Source organism: Streptomyces marokkonensis, from assembly GCF_008312835.1.
In the GTDB taxonomy this organism is placed as follows: Bacteria; Actinomycetota; Actinomycetes; order Streptomycetales; family Streptomycetaceae; genus Streptomyces; species Streptomyces marokkonensis_A.
Genome location: NZ_VSKS01000012.1, coordinates 165,677 through 186,012 on the forward strand (window position 1 = coordinate 165,677; position 20,336 = coordinate 186,012).

At 73.0% G+C, this 20,336-nt stretch carries 19 protein-coding genes and 1 pseudogene; 9 read left to right on the plus strand and 11 right to left on the minus strand.

Annotated features, from left to right (window positions below):
• Positions 1-75: 75 nt before the first annotated feature.
• Positions 76-1,170 (plus strand): DUF5925 domain-containing protein, encoded by a 1,095-nt coding sequence (locus tag F1615_RS21815; protein WP_149550715.1) that lies wholly within the window; start codon positions 76-78, stop codon positions 1,168-1,170.
• Between the two features lie 16 nt (positions 1,171-1,186).
• Positions 1,187-1,966, plus strand: coding sequence for a DUF72 domain-containing protein (locus tag F1615_RS21820; RefSeq protein ID WP_149550716.1), 780 nt, complete (start codon positions 1,187-1,189; stop codon positions 1,964-1,966).
• An 80-nt stretch (positions 1,967-2,046) separates the two neighbouring features.
• Here F1615_RS21820 and F1615_RS21825 read toward each other — a convergent pair whose 3' ends face one another.
• Entirely contained in the window at positions 2,047-2,412 is a 366-nt protein-coding gene (locus F1615_RS21825; protein ID WP_167533815.1) for a GntR family transcriptional regulator, read from the minus strand.
• A gap of 71 nt (positions 2,413-2,483) precedes the next feature.
• Between F1615_RS21825 and F1615_RS21830 the strand changes: the two genes are divergently transcribed.
• Both F1615_RS21830 and F1615_RS21835 read left to right on the plus strand, forming a co-directional pair.
• Positions 2,484-3,413, plus strand: a complete 930-nt coding sequence (locus F1615_RS21830; protein ID WP_149550718.1) for a GNAT family N-acetyltransferase — start codon at positions 2,484-2,486, stop codon at positions 3,411-3,413.
• Positions 3,394-3,894: a DUF402 domain-containing protein gene (locus tag F1615_RS21835; RefSeq protein ID WP_149550719.1), complete on the plus strand. Its 501-nt coding sequence runs from the start codon at positions 3,394-3,396 to the stop codon at positions 3,892-3,894. The genes F1615_RS21830 and F1615_RS21835 overlap by 20 nt, the downstream gene beginning before the upstream one ends.
• Before the next feature lie 4 nt (positions 3,895-3,898).
• Here F1615_RS21835 and F1615_RS21840 read toward each other — a convergent pair whose 3' ends face one another.
• On the minus strand, positions 3,899-4,525 hold the full coding sequence (locus F1615_RS21840) for a class I SAM-dependent methyltransferase (protein ID WP_149550720.1): 627 nt from the start codon (positions 4,523-4,525) through the stop codon (positions 3,899-3,901).
• 137 nt (positions 4,526-4,662) lie between these two features.
• Between F1615_RS21840 and F1615_RS36870 the strand changes: the two genes are divergently transcribed.
• Positions 4,663-4,797, plus strand: a complete 135-nt coding sequence (locus F1615_RS36870) for a hypothetical protein (RefSeq protein WP_149550721.1) — start codon at positions 4,663-4,665, stop codon at positions 4,795-4,797.
• Positions 4,798-4,817: 20 nt separating this feature from the next.
• Here F1615_RS36870 and F1615_RS21850 read toward each other — a convergent pair whose 3' ends face one another.
• The gene (locus tag F1615_RS21850) at positions 4,818-5,291 is read right to left on the minus strand and encodes a GNAT family N-acetyltransferase (RefSeq protein WP_149550722.1); all 474 of its coding nucleotides are present in this window, start codon (positions 5,289-5,291) and stop codon (positions 4,818-4,820) included.
• Positions 5,292-5,472: 181 nt separating this feature from the next.
• On the opposite strand from F1615_RS21850, the gene F1615_RS21855 reads away from it, so the two are divergent.
• Positions 5,473-6,513, plus strand: coding sequence for a lytic polysaccharide monooxygenase auxiliary activity family 9 protein (locus tag F1615_RS21855; RefSeq protein WP_149550723.1), 1,041 nt, complete (start codon positions 5,473-5,475; stop codon positions 6,511-6,513).
• 71 nt (positions 6,514-6,584) lie between these two features.
• Here the strand turns inward: F1615_RS21855 and F1615_RS21860 are convergent, their stop codons facing one another.
• Together F1615_RS21860 and F1615_RS21865 are read right to left on the minus strand one after the other, a co-directional pair.
• Complete coding sequence (locus F1615_RS21860) at positions 6,585-7,445, minus strand: esterase/lipase family protein (RefSeq protein WP_149550724.1); 861 nt, start codon at positions 7,443-7,445, stop codon at positions 6,585-6,587.
• Positions 7,446-7,621: 176 nt separating this feature from the next.
• Positions 7,622-8,068 (minus strand): MarR family winged helix-turn-helix transcriptional regulator, encoded by a 447-nt coding sequence (locus F1615_RS21865; protein ID WP_149550725.1) that lies wholly within the window; start codon positions 8,066-8,068, stop codon positions 7,622-7,624.
• An 82-nt stretch (positions 8,069-8,150) separates the two neighbouring features.
• Between F1615_RS21865 and F1615_RS21870 the strand changes: the two genes are divergently transcribed.
• Entirely contained in the window at positions 8,151-8,525 is a 375-nt protein-coding gene (locus F1615_RS21870; protein ID WP_149550726.1) for a cupin domain-containing protein, read from the plus strand.
• 11 nt (positions 8,526-8,536) lie between these two features.
• Here F1615_RS21870 and F1615_RS21875 read toward each other — a convergent pair.
• Positions 8,537-9,576, minus strand: a pseudogene (locus F1615_RS21875) (DNA polymerase Y family protein).
• Positions 9,573-13,130 (minus strand): DNA polymerase III subunit alpha, encoded by a 3,558-nt coding sequence (locus F1615_RS21880; RefSeq protein WP_149550727.1) that lies wholly within the window; start codon positions 13,128-13,130, stop codon positions 9,573-9,575. Before F1615_RS21880 ends, F1615_RS21875 begins: the two are co-directional and overlap by 4 nt.
• Positions 13,131-13,283: 153 nt before the next feature.
• Here F1615_RS21880 and F1615_RS21885 point away from each other — a divergent pair, with 153 nt between their 5' ends.
• Complete coding sequence (locus F1615_RS21885; protein WP_149550728.1) at positions 13,284-14,345, plus strand: DUF3533 domain-containing protein; 1,062 nt, start codon at positions 13,284-13,286, stop codon at positions 14,343-14,345.
• A gap of 58 nt (positions 14,346-14,403) precedes the next feature.
• On the opposite strand, the gene F1615_RS21890 is transcribed toward F1615_RS21885, so the two are convergent.
• From F1615_RS21890 to F1615_RS21900, 3 genes are all read right to left on the minus strand, one after another.
• Positions 14,404-15,450, minus strand: a complete 1,047-nt coding sequence (locus F1615_RS21890; protein ID WP_167533816.1) for a S1 family peptidase — start codon at positions 15,448-15,450, stop codon at positions 14,404-14,406.
• Between the two features lie 440 nt (positions 15,451-15,890).
• Positions 15,891-16,799, minus strand: coding sequence for a S1 family peptidase (locus F1615_RS21895; RefSeq protein WP_149550730.1), 909 nt, complete (start codon positions 16,797-16,799; stop codon positions 15,891-15,893).
• 337 nt (positions 16,800-17,136) lie between these two features.
• Positions 17,137-18,297 (minus strand): DUF5685 family protein, encoded by a 1,161-nt coding sequence (locus F1615_RS21900; protein WP_149550731.1) that lies wholly within the window; start codon positions 18,295-18,297, stop codon positions 17,137-17,139.
• Positions 18,298-18,586: 289 nt separating this feature from the next.
• On the opposite strand from F1615_RS21900, the gene F1615_RS21905 reads away from it, so the two are divergent.
• Positions 18,587-19,024: a cell division protein SepF gene (locus F1615_RS21905; protein ID WP_149550732.1), complete on the plus strand. Its 438-nt coding sequence runs from the start codon at positions 18,587-18,589 to the stop codon at positions 19,022-19,024.
• 52 nt (positions 19,025-19,076) lie between these two features.
• On the opposite strand, the gene F1615_RS21910 is transcribed toward F1615_RS21905, so the two are convergent.
• Positions 19,077-20,267: an acyl-CoA dehydrogenase family protein gene (locus F1615_RS21910; protein ID WP_149550733.1), complete on the minus strand. Its 1,191-nt coding sequence runs from the start codon at positions 20,265-20,267 to the stop codon at positions 19,077-19,079.
• Positions 20,268-20,336: the final 69 nt, after the last annotated feature.

The window sequence follows — 20,336 nt, forward strand, 5'->3', positions numbered from 1 at the left end:
CCGTACCGGGGCGGTCATCCGCGTGGACCTCGCAAACCGGGTGCACTCGGCGCCCCGGTGACCGATCATGGCCGCATGTCCGCGCACCCACACGACGCACTGCCGATCCGGCTCAACGTCGACGACAGCGACTCCCCGTCCGACGTCGTCGACGCGTTGTTCCTCGGCCGCTTCGCGACGGGCGAGCAGCCGTACTCGCACGCCGTCAACATCGACCGCGTACGCTCCGGCGCGACCCTGCTGCCGGCGAACGCGCGGGTCCTGCGCCTTGCCAGGGACGACGACCGCAGCGCCACCCTGGCCGAGGGCGACGGCTGGACGCTGCTGGTCTCCCGCTGGAACCGGGGCGCCGACGTCACGGTCACCGCGACCAGCGCCGACCTCGCCGCGAAGATCCTGGACGAGGCCACCGACGGCGCGGCGGACGAACCCGAACCACAGCCGGAGAACGTCGCCATGGGCTTCTGGTACGTCTCCCCGCGCCGCGGCCCGCACCGCACCACCCGGCAGATCTCGGCGGGCACCTGGGAGGAGATCCGGCCCAACTACACCGCGCCGGTGGCGAACGCCATGGACCGCCTGATGAAGACCACCCCTCAGGACATCTCGGGCCGGCTGCTCCTGCTGCACGGCCCGCCGGGCACCGGCAAGACCTCCGCGCTGCGCACGCTGGCCCGGTCCTGGCGGGACTGGTGCCAGGTGGACTGCGTACTGGACCCGGAGCGGCTCTTCTCCGACGTCGGCTATCTGATGGACATCGCGATCGGCGAGGAGGACGCGGCGGGCAAGGGCCGCTGGCGGCTGCTGCTCCTCGAGGACTGCGACGAGCTGATCCGCGGCGAGGCCAAGCACACCGCCGGCCAGGCGCTGTCCCGGCTGCTGAACCTGACGGACGGTCTGCTCGGCCAGGGCCGCAACGTCCTGGTCGGGGTCACCACCAACGAGGACCTGGAGCGTCTGCACCCGGCCGTGGTGCGCCCCGGCCGCTGTCTCGCCCGGATCGAGGTGGGGCAGCTGACCCGCGGGGAGGCGGTGAACTGGCTGGGCAGCGAGGAGGGCGTCGGCCGCGAGGGGGCGACCCTGGCCGAGCTGTACGCCCTGCGCCGGGGCACGTCCCCGACCGCCCTGCCGGAACCGCGGGGCGACGCCGACGCGGGCCTGTACCTGTAGGTGCTTTGATGGTCGTATGACCCTGTTCGTCGGGACGTCGGGGTGGCAGTACAAGGACTGGCGGGGGGTGCTGTACCCGGCCGGTCTTCCGGTGCGGCTCTGGCTGGAGGAGTACGCGGCGCACTTCGCCACCGTCGAGATCAACAACGCCTTCTACCGGCTGCCGTCCCGGGAGACCTTCGAGGCCTGGCGGGAGCGCACCCCGCCGGGCTTCGTCGTCGCGCTGAAGGCGAGCCGCTACCTGACCCACATCAAGCGGCTGCGCGATCCCGAGGAGCCGGTGGACCGCCTGATGAGCCGGGCCGCCGGACTGGGCGACCGGCTCGGCCCGGTCCTCCTCCAGCTCCCGCCCACGCTCCAGGCCGACCCCGCACTGCTGCACGCCTGCCTGCGCCGCTTCCCCGCGTCGACGAGGGTGGCGGTGGAGCCGCGCCACCCCTCCTGGTGGACGCCGGACGTGCGCGCCGTACTGGAGTCCCGGGGCGCCGCGCTGTGCTGGGCCGACGTACTGGCCCGGCCCGCCACTCCCCTGTGGCGCACCGCCGACTGGGGCTACGTCCGCTTCCACCAGGGCCGCGCGCAGCCCTGGCCGCACTACGGCCGCCGGTCCCTGCAGACCTGGGTCCACCGCATCGCGGCCACCTGGCCCGCGGGCGAGGACGTCCACGCGTACTTCAACAACGACCCGAACGCGGCGGCGGTGACCGACGCGCGCGCGTTCATGCGACTGGCGCACGCAGCAGGCAGAACACCACGGGCACCGCTCACGGACACCCTCTCAGGGGCGCGGGGCTGAGTCGATGTGCGGCTCCGCCGCGTGGGCGCGACCAGCCACAACGCACCCGCAGTGGGACGTGACCGCCGCCGCGACGGCGCTCACCCGTAAGCCGCCCGCAGGGCCTCCCGCACGGCGGCCAGCGCGTCGTCCTCGCCGAGTCCCAGCCGCCGGGCCCGTTCCGCGAACGCCTGCGCCGCCGCCGCGGCCTCACGTTCCGCCGCCGACCCCGCGGCGGCGATCACCGTCCCGTTGCGTCCCCGCGTCTCGATCACCCCGTCGGCCTCCAGCGCCCGGTAGGCCTTGGCCACCGTGTTCGCCGCGAGGCCGAGCGTCTCCGCCAGCCCCCGCACCGTCGGCAGCCGGTGTCCCACCGGCAGCGCTCCCGACCTGGCCTGCTCGGAGATCTGCGCGCGTACCTGCTCGTACGGGGGTGCGCCGTCGTCGATCCGGATCTTCAAGGTCACGGCCCGATTGTCCCCCACCCGCCGGAAAATGGGAGGCACCCCGGGCGCGTCCCCCCGTAGCGTGCGCCTCCATGACTGTGACCGTCCGCGATCTCCGCTCCGGCGCTCCCGCCGACCTCGAGGGCTTCGCCCGCGTCCGGCAGGCCGCGCTGCCGTTCCTCCTCGTCACCCCGGACTCCCTGGCCCACGACCTCGCCCACCTCCACCCCGACGCCCGCTACCGGCCCCTCGTGGCCGTGGCGGACGGCGAGGTGATCGGCACGGCGCAGGTGCACCTGGCCCACGACAGCGCCGCGCCGGGCCAGGGCAACCTCAACGTGTACGTCCACCCGGAGCACACGCGCCGGGGCGCCGGGACGCTGCTGGTGAGCGCCGCCGAGGAGCATCTGGCCGCGCACGGGGCGGCCAGGCTGCTGGCCTGGGTGCTGGACGAGCCGGGCAACCGCGCCTTCGCCGGGCGGCACGGCTACCGGGCGAGCCGCTCGGCCCACTTCCTCCGCCTGGACCTGGCGAACGGCGCCCTCCCCCCGCTCCAGGACCCTCCGCCGGGCGTGGAGCTGCGCCCGGCCTCGGCCTTCGCCGCCGATCCGCGCCCGCTGTTCGAGCTGGACGCGGAGACCACGGCGGACGAGCCGAGCGACGTGGACACCGAGTTCACCGACTACGAGGCCTGGCTGGCGGAGACCTGGCGGCACCCGCTGTTCGACGCCGGGCTGACCACGGTGGCGGTGGTCGACGGACGCCCCGCCGCCTTCTCCGCGGCCCGCACCGACGGCGGCACCCGGTACGCCACGGGCATGACCGGCACCGCCCGCGCCCACCGCGGCCGCGGTCTGGCCAAACTCGCCAAGAACGACTCCCTGCATCGCGCCCGCGCCGCCGGGTACACGGAGGCGTTCACGGGCAACGACACCGGGAACGAACCGATGATCGCGATCAACAAGTGGTTCGGCTACGAGATCTGCGGAACGGAGGTGCGGTATGTCCGCGAACTCGGCTGACGGGCCGGCGCGGGTGGAGGTCGTCCTCGTCAAGGCGGGGCGGATGAAGATCCGCTACCCGGCCGAACTGCTCGCCGACGACGGCACGCGCGTCAGCGTGCGCGCCCCCTGGGCGGGCGCCGGCGTGCGCGACTTCGGCTTCGTGCGCTTCGAGCCCGGTGACGTCTTCACGGAGCAGTACTGGCGCGACCGGTGGTACTCCGTGAAGGAGGTCCGTACCGCCGAGGGCACCCTCAAGGGCCATTACTGCGACATCACCCGCCCCGCGGAGCTCTCCGCCGGCCGGCTGGTGGTCGAGGACCTCGACCTGGACCTGTGGGTCTCCGCGGACGGCACGGACGTGCGGCGGCTCGACGAGGACGAGTTCGCGGCGAGCGGTCTTCTCACCACCGATCCCGAGGCGGCGGCCGCCGCGGTGGCCGCCCTCGACGAACTGGACGCGCGGGCCCGTGAGGGCGGGTTCGGCGCGCTGCTGGCATGAGCGTTCAGAAGCGGTCCGGGACCGCGACCACCGCGTAGCGCTCGTCGTCCACGTCCCGGCCCCACAGTGCCCTGTCGCCGGACAGGCGCTCCACGCGCACCTGCCCGGCCATCGGCGCGAGGAGGGCGGTGAGCGCGTCCGCCGGTATGCCGACCGGGCTCACCGTCCCCCACACGCCCTCGACCAGCACGAGCCGCCCTCCCGGCCGCAGCAGGTCCCGCCAGTGCCGCAGCGCCCGCCGCGGCTCGGGCAGCGTCCAGAGCACATGCCGGACGAGGACGGCGTCGTAGCGCTCCTCTCCGACCGGCGGTGCCGCCGCGTCACCGACGAGGAACGCCGCGTCGCGCCCGGCGAGCTTCTCCCGGGCGAGCGCGACCATCGCCGGGGACCGGTCGACGCCGGTGATCCGGTGTCCCTGCTCGGCCGCGAGGAGCGCCAGGCTGCCGGTGCCGCAGCCGAGGTCGAGCACGTCGCCGGCCCGCTGGGGCAGCCAGGCCCGCAGCCGCGCGGCCCAGGCCGCGCGCACCTCCGGGTCGCGCAGCCCGTGGTCCGGCTCCTCGTCGAAGGCGGCGGCCCGCGCGTCCCAGTCGACACCGTCCGTGCCCCTGCCGTCACCGTCATGCGTGGTCATGGCGCAAGAGTGACACCTGCCACTGACAATCGAATCGTGACTGCCGCCACAGACAGAAGGGGACCGATGAGGAACTCTCCCCCGAAAGGTCTACCTCCGTGAGAACACGGAACCCGGTGGACCCGAAGGAGGCAGCCATGCGCCGTGTCACCGTGCAGAAGCCCCCGAGGAAGACGGACACCCGCCAGGTCCGCGAGGAGGCCGACGAGCGCCCCGCGGGACGACCCGAGGTCCGCCGGGACATCGCCCGCACCTGGTGGCCCGACGGCTGAGCGCCCCCGCGGTACGGGGCTCAGCCCAGCCGCTTGCGGTAGTGGATCCGGTCGTACGGCCCGGTGACCCCGCGCCCCACGACCTCGTAGCCGAACTTCGGATAGATCCTCCGGTTCTCCCACATCATGGCGTTGGTGCAGAGCCTGATCTCGGGCAGTCCGAGCGCACGCGCGTGTGCGTCCACGAACTCCAGCAGCAGCCGCCCCACCCCGGTTCCGTGCGCGTCGGGGCGCACGGCGACGACGTCCAGCCAGAGGTGGTCCTCGCGCGGCTCGACCACGGCGAGGCCCGTCACCCGCGCGGTGCCCGCCGCGCTTCCCGGCGCCCGCGCCACGAACACCCTGCCCGCGGCCACGTTCGCCGCGTGGTCCGCCTCCATGGGCACCGGCACCACCCCGATGCGCGCGATGTACGGCCGGAAGGCCGCGTCGATCACGGCCTTCACCTCGGGCACGTCGGCTGCGACGGCCGGGCGGATCCGCTCGTCTGTCATGCCGCGCACGGTACCTACCTGATCCCAGCCTGAGCACTCCCTTAACGCGGCCATAAGGATCTCCCTCCAGGGCCCTCACCGGGCGATTCCGCGTGTCCCCGCGGCTAGCTTCTGAACCACCCCCACGGGATCCACCCCCCCACAGGATCCGGTGATCGCCGTTTCGAGGAGTTGCTGCCGCATGTCCGCACGCCGCAAGGCCGCTGTCGCCGCCGTCGGTCTCGTCCCGCTCGCCCTGACCGGGCTGTCCGCCACGCCGGCGTCCGCGCACGGTTCGATGGGCGACCCGGTCAGCCGGGTCGCGCAGTGCTACGCCGAGGGCCCGGAGAGCCCCGCCTCGGCGGCGTGCAGGGCCGCGGTCGCGGCCGGCGGCACCCAGGCGCTCTACGACTGGAACGGCATCCGCATCGGTGACGCGGGCGGACGCCATCAGGAGCTCATCCCCGACGGCAGGCTCTGCAGCGCCGGCAACGAGGCGTTCAAAGGGCTGGACCTGGCCCGCGCCGACTGGCCCGCGACGGCCGTGAAGAGCGGCTCGTACACCTTCAAGTACCGCGTGACGGCCCCGCACAAGGGGACCTTCAAGGTGTACATCACCAAGCCCGGCTACGACCCCTCGCAGCCGCTGGCCTGGGACGACCTGGACCTGGCGAACCCGGTGGCGACGTCCACCGACCCGGCCGCGTCGGGCGGCTTCTACACCTTCACCGGCACCCTCCCCGAGCGCTCGGGCTCGCAGCTGCTGTACGCGGTGTGGCAGCGGTCGGACAGCCCGGAGGCGTTCTACTCCTGCTCGGACGTCACCTTCGGTGGCGGCGGCGCCCCCGCGGGCGGGGGCGGAGCCGGCGGCGAGGCCTCCGGCCCGGGCGACACACCCCAGGGGGCGGCCGCCCCGGCGCCGGCGGCCTCGGCTCCGTCCGAGGAGCAGATCGAGGACGGTGCCGACAAGTCGACCGTCGAGAACCACGGGCACGGTGACGACGACGCCGGGACCTCGGCCGAGCCCGCCGCGGCGGACGGCGGCGCCGCACCGGATGCGGCGGACACCGGGACGGCGAACCGGCCCAAGGCGGCCGGGGCGCCGGAGAACCTCGCGGAGACCGGCGGCGACGCCACCACCCCGTACCTGATGGTCGGTGGCGCCGCGGCGCTGGCGCTCGGTTCGGCGGCGCTGTTCGCCTCCGCGCGGCGGCGCACGGCGACCGGGCGGCACGGCCGCTGACCCGGCTCGGGGCCCTGTCCGGCGGCTCAGGCCGGACAGGGCCCCGATGCGTTCACTATGACCTGGACATGTCATCCAAACACCGAGGCACAGGTGGTGGGCTCGGCCCGGGCCGGGTCGAGCGCGTTGGCCACCTCGTGGAAGGCGATCCGGTCGAAGAGCCCGATCGCCAGATGCTCGGACAGGTCGAGCGGACAGAGGTCCTGGAGCACCACGTTGCGCACGTTCGGCCCGGTCAGGAAACTGCTGCGGTACGGGGTGACCACCTCGTCGTACCGGGTGGCGATGACGGTGTAACGGACGCCGGGCACGGTGTCGCCGCCCGCGTTGAGCCGGGTGAGGAAGTCGGATCCGGCGACCTGGTCGGCGAGGGCGGGGGTGGCCTCGGTCAGCAGGTCCTCCGCGCCCGGGAAGTACGGCAGCAGCTTGGTGAGGCCGCCGAGGGTGGTGCCGTGATTGCTGGGCGCGATGCCGACGAGGGCGTTCACCTCGTCCGCGCCGCCCAGGAACTTGAGGTAGTGACGCGGCATCATGCCGCCCTGGGAGTGGCCGACGATGTCGGCCTCGGCGGCGCCCGTCGCGGCGAGCACCTTGTCGACGAAGGCGTCGAGCTCTTCGGCGGACTTCTCGACGGGGCCGAGGCCGTGGAAGAACGGGACGCCGGGGAGCCGGCCGTAGTCGAGGGAGAAGACGCAGTAGCCGCGGTGCTTCAGATAGGGCGCGAGGCCCAGCCAGTTGTCGACGGAGTTGCCGAAGGTGCCGTGGACCAGGACGACGGGGCGGGGGTGGGCGGCGGAGGGCTCGCAGTCGTAGTCGTTCCAGCCCGAGGTGGGCGCGTCGGCGGCCTGAGCACTCGCCGTGGTGGGGACGGTGACGGCGGCGGCCAGCAGGAGTGCGGCCAGCGGTCTGATCATTCGCTTCCAGGGCAGCATCGCGTGATCTCCTTGCGGTTCAAGGGGGGAAGGGTGGGGTCCTACGCCCTGTGATCCGGATCACGAGGATGCTGTTCACTCGTCAAGTTACGGGTGAGTAGTAAAAGGGGGAAGTTACGGGTCGGTAAAAACTCGCGGCATCGACCCGCGGCCGCACGCCGGACCCTGATAACGCGTCACCAAGCGGGACGAATCGGCCCGTCGGGCGTGATGCGCAGCAACGCCTCCCGCAGGGCCCGCACATCCGCCTCCCCCAGCACCCCGCCCCAGGTCCGCACGACCTCCGCCACCGCCTCCTCGGCCGCCCGGGTGCAGGCCCACCCCGACTCGGTCAGGACGACCAGCCGGGCCCGCGCGTCCCCGGGATGCGGGCGCCGCTCGGCGTACCCCTTGCGCACCAGCTCGTCGACGAGCTGGCTCGCGGCCTGCTTGGTCACGCCGAGGTGGGCCGCGAGGTCGGTGACCGTCGCGCCGTCCGGGGCGAGGCGGGTGAAGGCGAAGCCGTGCGCGGGCCGCACCCCTTCGAACCCGCGCGCGACCACACCGTCGTGGATACGCCGGGTGAGTTCCCCGGCGACGGCGAGCAGGGCGGCGGACAGGGCCATGGCCTCGGAGTTCTGCACGGAGGCATTCAAGCACCTTGACGAAATGGTCAAGCTGCTTGAATATATGGTCAACTTACTTGACCATTTTCGGAGGTCCGCCATGCCCGTCGTCCGCCCGTCCGAAGCCGTCGTCCACGAGATGCACGGCGCCCGCTTCGTCTCGTACGCCACCCCGTCGACCGGCAGCAGGGAGCTGTGCGCCTGGCGGGGCGAGATCCCCGCGGGCACCCGGGCGCCCGCGCACACCGTCAGCCGGGAGGAGATCTTCCATCTGCTCGACGGCGAACTGCTGATCACCCTCGACGGCACCGTCCACCGGGTCACCGCCGGCGACACGGTGATCATCAACCCCGGCGCGACCCTCGCCGTCGAGAACCCGACCACCGAGGTCGCCGTCTCCTGGGTCACCACGTCCCACGGCCTGGAGGCGACCCTGGCCGACGGCACCCGCATCGTGCCGCCGTGGGCCAACTGAGCCGGCGCCCCTCAGGCGGCCAGCGTGCCCGGCATCACCGCGCGGGGGCCGAACTTCGCCCGCGCGCGGTCCGCGACCTCCTCGATCCTGCGCACCTTCTCGTCCACCGGGTCGAAGGTGAGCTGGTGGGAGGCCTGCTCGGCGGGGTCGAGCCCCTCCGCGCGCAGCGCGATCGCGCGCACCCGGGCGCGCTGCAGACCGAGCGCCTCGTACAGGCCGTACGCCGCCCTGGTGAGCGCGGCCGAGTGGGCGGTCGGCTCGGGGAGGGTGCGGGTCCGGGTGGTGGCGGTGGGGGTCCCCCGCTCATGGGGGTCCCCCCGCTCGAGCGAAGTCGAGAGTGGGGGAGAAGCCGAGAGTGGGGGAGGTCGGCGTAGCGCACGGTGAGGGTGAGGCTCCGGCAGACCTTGCCGAGGGCACGCAGCCGGGCGCCCAGTTCCCCGGCCGCCGAGAGCAGGGCGCGGCGGTGCCGGCCGGGGTCCAGCTCGTCGCGGGTGAAGGGGCGTTCGGTGGCCAGGGACCTGGAGACGGCGTTCGGGACGACCCGTCCGCGGTCGACGCCGTTCGCCCTCTCGTGCAGTTCGCGCCCGGCCCTGGCGCCCACCAGCCGCTGGAGCGTGGGCAGGGGGGCGGCGGCGACCCGGCCCAGGGTGTCGAGGCCGTACTCGCACAGGGTGCGGGCGGTCCTGGTGCCGACGCCGGGCAGCGCGGCGACGGGCCGGCCGGCCAGGAAGCCCCGCACCTCGTCCCCGGCCACCGCGCGGGTCAGCCCCGGACGGGCGTCCCGCAGGGCCATGCGGGCCACCATCGGGCCCGGCCCGGCGCCGATCACGCAGTCGACGCCGTGCAGGGCGAGGGCGCGCACCCGGATCACCGCGGCCAGTTCGAGGGCGGTGCGCCCGAAGTACCGTTCGGCGCCGCGCAGATCGGCCAGCGCCCCGTCCGGCGGCAGGGCCTGGACGACGGGGGTGAACTCCTCCAGCAGGCCGAGGAGCCCCGGCAGGGCGGCCTCGTACATCGGAGGCAGCTGGAAACGTACGCAGAGAATGGTCATCCCGCACTCCCCGGACTCCGGTGCCACAACTTCCTTCCCACCGCGGGCCCTTCGCCCGCCGGGCGCAGATCGGCCCAGGGGTGCATCTCGTACCCCGTGGGCATGCGGATCGTCCTGTCCTCCATCGGGTCCCGGGCCGCGGAACCGGCCGGTGCGGGCCGTCCGTCCGAACCGGCGAGCCGCCTGCGGGCCGGGCCGTCGCCGTCCTCACCGGCGGCCCCGGAGCCGGCGGCCCCGGAGCCGGCGGGCTCGGCAAGCCGGGCGGCGACGCCCTCCAGGCCCTCCTCCCGGCGGATCTCCAGCAGGTCGGCGAGGTTCCAGGCGGCGGAGCCGACCACGCTGAGGCTGCGCGGGCCGCGGCGCTGCACCACCCCGCGCACCAGCAGCAGCCAGGAGTGGAAGACGGTGTGGGCGCAGGCGTCGTGGGAGTCGTCGAAGAAGGCGAGGTCCACCAGGCCCGTGCCGTCGTCCAGGGTGGAGAAGATGACCCGCTTGCCGGAGCGGATGGGCGGGGTCTGGGTGGCCGCCTTGGCGCCCGCGACCAGCACGGTGTCCCCGTGCCGGGCCTCGCGCAGCCGCCGTGCGGAGACCACGCCCAGCTCCTCGAGGAAGGCGCCGTGGTCGTCCATCAGATGGCGTGAGGCGTCCATGGACAGCACGCCCAGTTCGGCGCTGAGCCTCTCCGACGGGGTGAGGTCGGGCAGCCCGGCCGGGGCGGTCCTCCGGCCGCCGGACAGGGGGAGCTGGTCGCCGCGTCCGCCGCGGGCGCCCCGGTGCAGTTCGGTCAGGTGCAGTTGCAGGTCGCGCCGGTTGGCGCCGAACGCGTCCAGCGCGCCGACCTGGGCGAGGCGTCCGGCGAGCGGGCGGCTGGGGCGGGCCCGCTCCCAGAAGTCGAGCAGTGAGGCGTACGGCTGCCCCTCGGCGATCCGGGCGGCCTCGGCCTCGCTGATGCCGTGCACGTCGGAGAGCGCAAGTCGCAGGCCCCACGCCTCCGGCACCTCCGGCTCCTTCGATCCCTTTGATTCAGACACCAGTTCGATCCTGTGTGCGACCCCCGACTTGTTCACGTCCAGCGGCAGCACCGGCACCCCGCGCCGCCGCGCGTCCGCCAGCAGCAGCCGCTTCGGGTACATCCCGGGATCGTGGGTGAGCAACCCCGCGTAGAAGGCGGCCGGGTGGTGCGCCTTCAGCCACGCCGACTGGTACGTCGGTACGGCGAAGGCGACCGCGTGCGCCTTGCAGAAGCCGTAGGACCCGAAGGCCTCGACGATCTCCCAGGTGCGACGAATCGTTTCCGCGTCATAGCCGCGGGCCGCCGCGTGCTGCGCGAACCAGACCTTGATCCGCGCCTGCGACTCCGGGTCGGACAGCCCGCGCCGCACCCGGTCCGCCTCGCCGCGTCCGCAGCCGGTCAGGGTGGCCACGATGTCGATGACCTGCTCGTGGAAGACGACGACCCCGTACGTCCCCTTCAGCGGCTCCTCCAGGTCCGGGTGCGGATAGCGCACCGGCGCCCGTCCGTGCCGCGCCTCGATGAACGGCCGCACCATGTCGGCGGCGACCGGCCCGGGCCGGAAGAGGGAGATGTCGACGACCAGGTCGTGGAACGTGGCCGGCTGGAGCCGCCCCACCAGGTCCCGCTGGCCCGGCGACTCGATCTGGAAGCAGCCGAGCGTCTCGGTGGACCGGATGAGCCCGTACGTCGCCGGGTCGCCCTCCGGCACCGCGTCCAGGTCGATCCGCTCCCCCGTCGCCCGCTCCACCTCGGTGACCGCGTGCGCCATCGCCGACTGCATCCGCACGCCCAGCACATCGAGCTTGAGCAGCCCGAGGTCCTCGACGTCGTCCTTGTCGAACTGCGCCATGGGGAAGCCCTCGCCGCTGGTCGGCACGACCGGCGTACGGGTCAGCAGCGAGGCGTCGGACAGCAGTACGCCGCAGGGGTGCATGGCGATGCCGCGCGGGAGCGCGTCGAGGGCTTCCACCAGCTCCCACAGCCTGCCGTACTTCTCCTTCTCCCCCGCCAGTTCCCGCAGTTCGGGCAGTTCCTCGAGCGCCGCGCGGGCGTCGCGGGCGCGGATGTGCGGGAAGGACTTGGCGATCCGGTCGATCTCGGCCGGGTCCATGGACAGCGCCGCACCGACGTCACGGACGGCGTGGCGCACCCGGTACGTCTCCGGCATGGCGACCGTGGCGACCCGCTCGGTGCCGAACCGGTCGATGATCGCGCGGTAGACCTCCAGCCGCCGGGCGGACTCCACGTCGATGTCGATGTCGGGCAGCACGACGCGCTCCTTGGACAGGAAGCGTTCCATCAGCAGCCCGTGCGCCACCGGGTCGGCGTGCGCGATGCCGAGGAGGTGGTTGACCAGGGAGCCGGCGCCGGAGCCGCGCGCGGCGACCCGGATGCCCATGTCCCGCACGTCGTCGACGACCTGGGAGACGGTCAGGAAGTAGGAGGCGAAACCGTGGTGGGCGATGATGTCCAGCTCGTGGTGCATCCGCTCCCAGTACTCGAGGCGGCCGGCGTAGCCGCGCAGCACCATGCCCGCCGCCGCCCGGGAGGCCAGCGTCCGCTGGGCGGTGCGGCGGCCCGCGCCGACGAGGTGCGGCTCGGGGAAGTGGACGCTGCCCATGCCGAGGTCGTCCTCGGGGTCGACCCGGCACTCCGCGGCCGTGGCCCGCGTCTGTTCGAGGAGCCGGAGGGCGGCCTCGCGCCGGAAGCCCGCGGCCGCCACGATCCGCTCGGCCGCCTCCAGCATGGCGCCCCGGTCCTTGAGCCAGGCCTCTCCCGAGTCCAGCCCTCGGGCCGGGTCGACGGGGACCAGCCTGCGGGCGGCGTCCAGTACGTCGGCGACCGGGCCGAGACCGGGGTCGGCGTAGCGGACGGCGTTGCTGAGGACGGGCCGGACGTGCTGTTCGGCGGCGAAGCCGAGGGTGCGGGCGGCCAGCCGCAGGGAGCCGGGTCCCGTGCCCTCGCGTCCGTGCCAGACGGCCTCCAGGCGCAGGGCGTCGCCGTAGACCTCCCGCCAGGGGGCGAGCAGCCGGGCGGCGCGGTCGGGACGGCCCGCGGCGAGGGCGCGGCCGACGTCGGAGTCGGGGCCGAGGAGGACGGTCAGGCCGTCGGCGTGGTTGGCGTCCCAGGTCAGCAGCGGGAGCCCGTCATGGGTGTGGGCGGCGGAGACCAGGCGGCACAGGTCGGCCCAGCCGCGGGCGCCGTCCCGGGCGAGGAAGGTGACACGGGGTGCCGACTCGTCGATGAAGGCACCGCCGCGCACCGGGGTGCGGCGCCTGTCCCGCCGTACGGACCCGTCCCCGCCCGCCGGGGAGGTCGCGGGAGCCGCCACCGCGAGGTCCGCGCCGAACAGCGGGCGGACGCCGGCCCCGGCGCAGGCCTTGGCGAAGCGGACGGACCCGGCGAGGGTGTCGCGGTCGGTGAGGGCGAGGGCGTCCATGCCCCGCTCCGAGGCGCGCTCGGCCAGCCGTTCCGGGTGGGAGGCGCCGTAGCGCAGGGAGAACCCGGAGACGGTGTGCAGATGCGTGAAACCCGGCACACGCACCTCCCGCACTCGTGAGCCCCGACCGACTCTCGAACGATTGTTCCCAGCCACCTCACCCCACCATAGACCAATTTTCGAATGAGTGTGCGATCACCATTCGGCCCCCTCCCACCTGCGCAAACGGCCGCCCCCCTGGACCGTGGGGGCATGACGCAGAGCGCCGGCGCCGGTACTCGCCCCGGCTCGTTCCTCAACGAGGTGCGGGACGCCGTCACCCCACGGGCCACCCTGCTCGTACTCGGCGTGATCGCGCTCCAGCTGCTGTTCATCACCTCCTACGTGGGAGCCCTGCACCATCCGAGGCTGCGGGACGCGCCCTTCGGGGTCGTCGCGCCCCCGGCCGCGGCCGGGCAGGCGGTGACCCGGCTGGAGCGGCTGCCCGGCTCACCGCTGGACCCGCGGCCGGTGTCCGACGAGGCCGCCGCCCGCGAGCGGCTCGGGAACCGGGATCTCGACGGCGCCCTGGTCCTCGACCCCGCGGGAACCACCGACACGCTGCTGGTCGCCACCGGCGGCGGTACCACGCTGGCCGCCTCGCTGCGGGAGCTCGTCACCGGTCTGGAGAGCTCCGAGGGGCGCGCCCTGCGGGTCGTCGACGTCGCTCCGGCCTCCGCCCGGGACGCCAACGGCCTCTCGTCCTTCTACGTGGTGGTGGGGTGGTGCGTGGGCGGCTATCTGTGCGCGTCGATCCTGGCGATCAGCGCGGGCGCCCGGGCGTCCACCCCGCGCCGCGCGGTGATCCGGCTCGGCACCATGGCCGTGGTCGCGCTCGTCGGCGGACTCGGCGGCGCCCTCGTCGTCGGACCGGCCCTGGACGCGCTGCCGGGTGATTTCCTGGCCCTGTGGGGGCTGGGCGCGCTGATCACCTTCGCCGTGGGCGCCGCCACGCTCGCCCTGCAGGCCGTCTTCGGGGTCGTCGGCATCGGCGTGGCCATCCTGCTCGTGGTGATCCTCGGCAACCCGAGCGCGGGCGGGGCACTGCCGCCGCCGCTGCTCCCGCCGTTCTGGGCGGCCATCGGTCCGGCGCTGCCGCCGGGCGCGGGCACCTGGACGGCCCGCTCGATCGCGTACTTCGGGGGCAGCGCGGTGACCGCCCCGCTGCTGATCCTGTCGGCGTGGGCCGTGGCGGGGACCGCCGTCACCCTGCTGATGGCGGCACTGCGGCGGAAACGGGCGGGCACGGAAGCACGGCCCGCGCCCGGCTCGTGACCACGCGGACGTCCCGCCCCTCCGCGGCGGAGGGACGGGACGTCGTGGCGGAGCGCGCTCAGCCGATCTGCGTACCGGTGGCCGACAGGGCCTCCGTCACCGGCTGGAAGAAGGTCTCGCCGCCCGAGGTGCAGTCGCCGCTGCCGCCGGAGGTGAGGCCGACCGCCTTGTCGCCCGAGAAGAGCGAGCCGCCGCTGTCGCCGGGCTCGGCGCACACGTCGGTCTGGATCAGACCGTTGACGATGTCGCCGTTGCCGTAGTTCACGGTGGCGTCCAGGCCGGTGACCGCGCCGGAGTGCACCTGGGTGGTGGAACCGCTGCGGGTGACCTGCATGCCGACGGTGGCCTCGGCGGCGCCGGAGATCGCCTGCGTGGAGCCGTCGTAGAGGTTCACCTCGCTCGGGTGGGCCACGTCCGCGGTGTACTTGACCAGGCCGTAGTCGTCGCCCGGGAAGCTGGACGCCGCGTTCTCGCCGATCACGTTGCCCGAGGAGTCCGACCAGGTGGAGATGCCCTCGGTGCAGTGCCCGGCGGTCAGGAAGTGCGGCTCGCCGCCCTTGGTCACGTTGAAGCCGAGCGAGCAGCGCCCGCCGTCGCCGGTGATGGCGTCGCCGCCCGCGACGAAGGGCTTGTACTCCCCCTTGGTCCGCTGGAGTTCGGCCTTGGCGCCCAGCGAGTCGACGACCTTCGCCAGCTTGGCCCACTCGGCCTCGGAGACGGTGCGGTCCGCGGTGACGACGACCTTGTTGGTGGTCGGGTCGGTCACCCAGGAGGTGCCCGGGATGGTGGCGTCCTGCTTGAGGGTGGTGTGCGCGCTCTTCAGCTCGGCGAGGGAGTTCGCCACGACTCTCGCCTCGGCGCCGGCCGACTCGACGGCCTCGGCGGCGGCCTCGTCGAGCACGTTCACCACGAGGCTCTTGCTCTTCGCGTCGTAGTACGTTCCCGCCGCGTCGGCGCCCAGGTCCTGGGCGAGCGTCGAGGCGAGCTTTCCGGCCGCCTGGACCGAGAGGGTCCGGGGCGTCGCGTCCGCCGGAACCTCGCTGGCGTTCGCAGTCTGGAAGGTGACCGCGCCGGCGGCCAGTGCGGCGATGCCCGCACCCGCCATGACCGAACGTCGCCTGGGTATGCGTCGGTGCTTCAACTCACGTCCTCCTGTGGGGGGACGGCCCGGGAGGTTGTGGGGACCTCTCCGGACCGGAAGGCGTACGGCCACGGGGGCGGCGCACAACAAAAGCCACGCCCGTGCCGGTTGAACGGCGCCTACTCTTCCGAACCCCACAGGGAGCACACAAGGTCGACTTCAGGACGCGCGTACGGCAACAGCCGTGCGCCCCCTATGTCCTGACAGGTCATGGACACGCAGGACGGTTCACACTGCAAACGTTACGAGGCGGTAACCGGTGGTGCGGTTCACGGAATCCGCGCCTGGCTTGAAATAGGCCCTCTGGATCCGGGCACACGAAACGACGAACCCCCGCACGCGGTTGCGTGCGGGGGTTCGTCTGCAGGCGGAACCAGTGGGACCGGTGGTGCGCGGAGCCGGTCCTAGTAGACGCTGACCCCGTAGGCGCTCAGGGCCTCGGTCACCGGCTGGAAGAAGGTCGTGCCGCCGGAGGAGCAGTTGCCGCTGCCGCCGGAGGTCAGACCGTACGCGGTGCCGTTGCTGCCGTAGAGCGAACCGCCGGAGTCGCCGGGCTCGGCGCAGACCGTGGTCTGGATGAGGCCGTAGACGACGTCGCCGCCACCGTAGTTGACGGTCGCGTTGAGGGCGGTGACCCGGCCGCTGTGGGTGCCCGTGGTGGAGCCGTCACGGATGACGGTGGTGCCCACGCTCGGGGTGGCCGCGCGGGTGATGTCCACGCCGTTCGCGGTGCCGGGCTTGCTCACCGAGGAGTTGGTGTACCGGACGATGCCGTAGTCGTTGCCCGGGAAGCTGGAGCCGGCCGTCGAGCCGAGCACCGTGGTGCGGCTGGAGTTGGAGTACCAGGTGCCCGCGCCCTGGGTGCAGTGACCGGCGGTCAGGAAGTACTGGACGCCACTGCTGCTGCGGACGTTGAAGCCGAGGGAGCAGCGGCCGCTGTTCGAGTAGATGGCGTCGCCGCCCTGGATGAGCTTGGTGAACTTGCCCGGGGTGCGCTTGATGGTGATCGCCCCGGCGTCGTCCCCGGCCTGCCGCTTGATCTTGTTGATCTCGGCCTGGGAGACGGTGCTGTCGACGGTGACGAGCACCCGGTTGGTCTTGCTGTCGACGGCCCAGGCGGTGCCGGGAACGTCGGCCTTCAGCACCGAGCCGCTGACGCTCTTGAGCTCGGCGGAGCTGAAGGTGGTGGGGGTGTCGGCCGCGTTCGCGCTGGGGATCGCGATCGCGGCAGCGGCGACGAGGCCGGCGGATACGGCGGTCAGCCGAGTCCGTCTCGAGATGCCGCTACGGGGGGTGGTGCGCTTGATCCTCACTTCTCGTTCCTCCACAAAGGAAGTAGGGGGCCCTCGTGGGGTTGTGGGCCCGTGAGGCGCAGCCAGTGGACCGAGTGCCCGGATTCCGAACACGCCGTGCCCCTGACAAGCGCTGGTGGCGAGTATTCGGCCGACCGACCGTTCGGCGCAAGGGTGTCTTTTGGCCGTCAACCTTTGAACCATGTAGGAGATTTGATCCGCGCACGACAGCGCATTACCAGCGGTCACACCCGCCTGACGACCGGTCGAACAGCCGCACGGTGTCCGGAATTCGCCCCTCCGAATACCGTGCCGGCACCCCACCGCCGCCCCGCCGGCGCCCGCCCGCGGACGCGGCTCAGCAGTCGCAGCCGCAGTCGCAGCCGCCGTCCTCACCGCAGCAGCTGCAGCAGTTGCAGCACTCACAGCAGTTGCAGCAGTCGCCGCACCCACTGCAGTCGCAGTTGGTGCAGGGTCCCTGCTTGGGCTCACGGGTCCAGGGGTCCTCATAGGTGCCGCAGCACAGCTGGCAGCTGCAGGCGAGTCCCAGCCACACCGCGCAGCCGGCGAGCGCCCCGCGCCGGTCGCGGCGCGGCGGTTCGGGAGGCAGCGGGGCGCCGGGGCCACCGGGAGGGGCGTAGGGACCGCTTGCGTGGGCACAGGAGACCGTACCGAAGGCACGATGGACGGAGTTGGGGAGTTCATGGACGAGCAGCCGGTGCGCGAGGCCGCCGTCGGAGAACTCGACCTCGCGCAGCGCGAGCCGGATGCCGTGCACCGCGTCGTCGGCGAGCCGGCGGGCCTCCTGAAGCGGGGTGCCCGTGGCGGTGAGCGGGTTCCAGGCCCCCGAGGCGGCGTCGGACTCCCGGTCCTCCACGGCGTCCAGCAGGTGCGCGAGGCGCCCGAAGAGGGCTCCGGCCTCCGCGAGCGGTCCGGCGTTGCGCGGCCGCCCGGCGAGCACCGCGGTGTGCGCGAAGGCCGCCGCGGTCGCGGTCTCGGTCGGCTCGGTGACGGCGAGGATCGGAGTGCCGGGTCCGGCGAGCGTCTCGATGCCGGTCTGCCGGTCCACGGCGTCGAGGAGGACGGCCGTGTCGAACCCGATGTCCGATCCGGTCCGTGCCCCGGCCCGGTCCCAGCTCGCGGCGACCCGGCGCGCGGCGAGCGCCACCGGCCTGTGCGCCAGCAGTCCGTCCCCGTCGGCGACATGGTCGCGCACCTTCGCGGAGGCGAGCACGAGCGAGACGGCCGCCGCGAGCCGCGCGCCCTCACCGTGCGCGACGGACGCGGTGCGCATACCGCGCAGCGGACAGGGCCCCGCGGTGCGCCGTCCCGCTTCGGCGGACCCGGACTGAGCCTCCGTCAGAACGGATATGAGGAGCCCGTCGTAATTGGTGACGATGCGCGCGAGCTGTCCGTGGTCCCCCCGCAGGGCGAGGCACAGCCCGCACAAATGGGCCATCCACTGGGCGGTGAGCTTCTCTCCGAGCCGGTGCCGACACGGCCTGACCATTCCGAACACGACGTTCCCCCGTGCAGTTGTACGACGCTGAGCGGCCGCATCGTATCGGCCACGGCGTTCACCCGTACGTACCCCTCATCACCCGTACGCCGGGAAGAATCATATTTCACTCACAGTCAGCAGCCGTTTACATCAAGACCCTTGGGAAACACGGACTCTCGACGGATTCGCTGTGCACCAGTACCGTCACAAACCCCCCGCGCGGCGTCTATCCACTTGGCGCGCCATCCGCATCATGGACGACCATAGGGATGCGGAAAGCAAAAGACCGCTGTGAGAGGAGGCGTCCATGGGATCGGTACGCAAGGCGAGTGCCTGGCTTGGCCTCGTCGACGACAACGAAGACGAGCGTTACTACGACGACGACTACTCCGACGGGCCCGAGACCGGGGAGGCCTGGGTCACCGATCCGCGGGTCAAGGTGGCCGCGGACGTCGCCGAGGAGAAGGGCCGCCGCATCGGCACGGTCACCCCGGACAGCTTCCGGGACGCCCGCGCCATCGGCGAGCTGTTCCGCGAGGGTGTTCCCGTCATCATGAACCTCACGGCCATGGACGCCGGCGACGCCAAGCGCGTCGTCGACTTCGCCGCGGGCCTGATCTTCGGTCTGCGCGGTTCCATCGAGCGCGTGTCCAACCGGGTGTTCCTGCTCAGCCCGGCCGACACCGAGGTCGTCAGCGGTGAGCCGGCCGCGCACCGTTCGGACGGCTTCTTCAACCAGAGCTGAGGCAGGGCCGCTCGCCGGCCCTGCCTCCGCGTGGGTCCTTCCGCGGCCGGCTCTACCGGAACGCGTCGATTCCGGTGAGCGCCTTGCCCAGCACGAGCTGGTGCATCTCCACGGTGCCCTCATAGGTGAGCACCGATTCCAGGTTCGTCGCGTGCCGCATCACGGGGTATTCGAGCGAGATCCCGTTGGCCCCGAGGATCGTACGGGCCGTACGGCAGATGTCGATGGCCTCGCGCACGTTGTTGAGCTTGCCGAAGCTGACCTGCTCGGGACGCAGGCGGCCGGCGTCCATGCGCCGCCCCAGATGATGGGCGAGCAGAATCCCCTTGTGCAGTTCGACCGCCATGTCGGCGAGCTTGGCCTGGGTCAGCTGGAACCCGCCGATGGGCCGGCCGAACTGCTCCCGTGACGTCGCGTAGCCGAGGGCCGCCTCGAACGAGCTCCGCGCGGCGCCCATCGCGCCCCAGACGATTCCGTACCGGGCGTGCGAGAGACAGCTGAGCGGTCCCTTGAGCCCGGTCACCTCCGGCAGCACGGCGTCGGCGGGCAGCCGTACGTCGTCCATGACCAGCTCGCTGGTGACGGAGGCGCGCAGGGACCACTTGTGCTTGATCTCGGGCGCCGAGAACCCGGCGCTGTCGGTGGGCACGACGAAGCCGCGGATCCCCTCGTCGGTCTGCGCCCACACCACGGCGACACCGGCCACGGACCCGTTGGTGATCCACATCTTGCGCCCGCTGAGCACCCAGTCGCCGCCGTCGCGCTTGGCGTGGGTGCGCATCGAGCCGGGGTCGGAGCCGATGTCGGGTTCGGTGAGCCCGAAGCAGCCGATGACCTCGCCGGAGGCCATCCGCGGCAGCCACTGCCGCTTCTGCTCCTCGCTGCCGAAGCGGTGGATGGCGTACATGGCGAGCGAGCCCTGGACGGAGACCAGGGAACGGATCCCGGAGTCGGCCGCCTCCAGCTCAAGACAGGCGAGTCCGTACTGCACGGCGCTCGCCCCCGCGCAGCCGTGGCCCTCGAGGGACATGCCGAGCGCGCCGATCCCGCCGAGCTCCCGGGCCAGCTCCCGGATGCCGGGCAGTTCGCCCTTCTCGTACCAGTCCGCGACGTGCGGCAGCACGCGGTCCGCCGCCCAGCCGCGCACCGTGTCCCGGATCGCCAGGTCCTCCGGCTCCAGCAGGTCGTCGAGGCCGAGGGGGTCGGCGGGGTCGAAGGCGGGCAACTTCGCGGACGCGGACATGGGACACCCTCCGGGGGCTGATCCGGGACAACTCCGGGACATCAACTAGCACTGCTAGTCACGGCTCGG

Bases quoted from the DNA above. Each gene is read 5' to 3' on its own strand.
- F1615_RS21815 (WP_149550715.1), top strand. From the start codon at position 76: ATGTCCGCGCACCCACACGACGCACTGCCGATCCGGCTCAACGTCGAC.
- F1615_RS21820 (WP_149550716.1), top strand. From the start codon at position 1,187: ATGACCCTGTTCGTCGGGACGTCGGGGTGGCAGTACAAGGACTGGCGG.
- F1615_RS21830 (WP_149550718.1), top strand. From the start codon at position 2,484: ATGACTGTGACCGTCCGCGATCTCCGCTCCGGCGCTCCCGCCGACCTC.
- F1615_RS21835 (WP_149550719.1), top strand. From the start codon at position 3,394: ATGTCCGCGAACTCGGCTGACGGGCCGGCGCGGGTGGAGGTCGTCCTC.
- F1615_RS21840 (WP_149550720.1), bottom strand. From the start codon at position 4,525: ATGACCACGCATGACGGTGACGGCAGGGGCACGGACGGTGTCGACTGG.
- F1615_RS36870 (WP_149550721.1), top strand. From the start codon at position 4,663: ATGCGCCGTGTCACCGTGCAGAAGCCCCCGAGGAAGACGGACACCCGC.
- F1615_RS21850 (WP_149550722.1), bottom strand. From the start codon at position 5,291: ATGACAGACGAGCGGATCCGCCCGGCCGTCGCAGCCGACGTGCCCGAG.
- F1615_RS21855 (WP_149550723.1), top strand. From the start codon at position 5,473: ATGTCCGCACGCCGCAAGGCCGCTGTCGCCGCCGTCGGTCTCGTCCCG.
- F1615_RS21860 (WP_149550724.1), bottom strand. From the start codon at position 7,445: ATGCTGCCCTGGAAGCGAATGATCAGACCGCTGGCCGCACTCCTGCTG.
- F1615_RS21870 (WP_149550726.1), top strand. From the start codon at position 8,151: ATGCCCGTCGTCCGCCCGTCCGAAGCCGTCGTCCACGAGATGCACGGC.
- F1615_RS21885 (WP_149550728.1), top strand. From the start codon at position 13,284: ATGACGCAGAGCGCCGGCGCCGGTACTCGCCCCGGCTCGTTCCTCAAC.
- F1615_RS21890 (WP_167533816.1), bottom strand. From the start codon at position 15,450: ATGGCGGGTGCGGGCATCGCCGCACTGGCCGCCGGCGCGGTCACCTTC.
- F1615_RS21905 (WP_149550732.1), top strand. From the start codon at position 18,587: ATGGGATCGGTACGCAAGGCGAGTGCCTGGCTTGGCCTCGTCGACGAC.
- F1615_RS21910 (WP_149550733.1), bottom strand. From the start codon at position 20,267: ATGTCCGCGTCCGCGAAGTTGCCCGCCTTCGACCCCGCCGACCCCCTC.